The sequence below is a fragment of the Flavobacterium geliluteum genome, assembly GCF_017948595.1.
GTDB classification, from domain to species: Bacteria; Bacteroidota; Bacteroidia; order Flavobacteriales; family Flavobacteriaceae; genus Flavobacterium; species Flavobacterium flavipigmentatum.
The window spans coordinates 1-332 of sequence record NZ_JAGFBV010000088.1; the positions used below are offsets into that span (position 1 = coordinate 1).

Below are 332 nucleotides of genomic sequence, written 5' to 3' on the forward strand. Positions count from 1 at the left end.
AAAGTCAAAAGTAAATTTCGAATCTAAGATACTCTCAAATGGAGATACCCTTAAACAATTACTAGCCAGAAGTCGCTATTTCTTGTACAAAGCCAAAACGAAATGGACTCAAAATCAAACAGAACGGGCTGCATTATTATTTGAATTATATCCTGATATTCCAAAAGGATACAATCTAACTCAAGAGCTCCGTAACATCTTCGAAAATACAAAAGATAAAATCATTGGTTTTGCAAAATTGGCCAAATGGCATGAAAAAGTAAATCAATCCGGGTTTAAGTCTTTCGGTACAATCTCTCGTACCATTATGAATCATTATCAAACGATATTGA

The 332-nt window shown here is 33.1% G+C and carries 1 protein-coding gene; it reads left to right on the top strand.

What is annotated here, in order from left to right:
* A partial coding sequence (locus J3495_RS19070; RefSeq protein WP_210668575.1) for a transposase occupies positions 1 to 332 on the top strand: 332 nt, incomplete at both ends.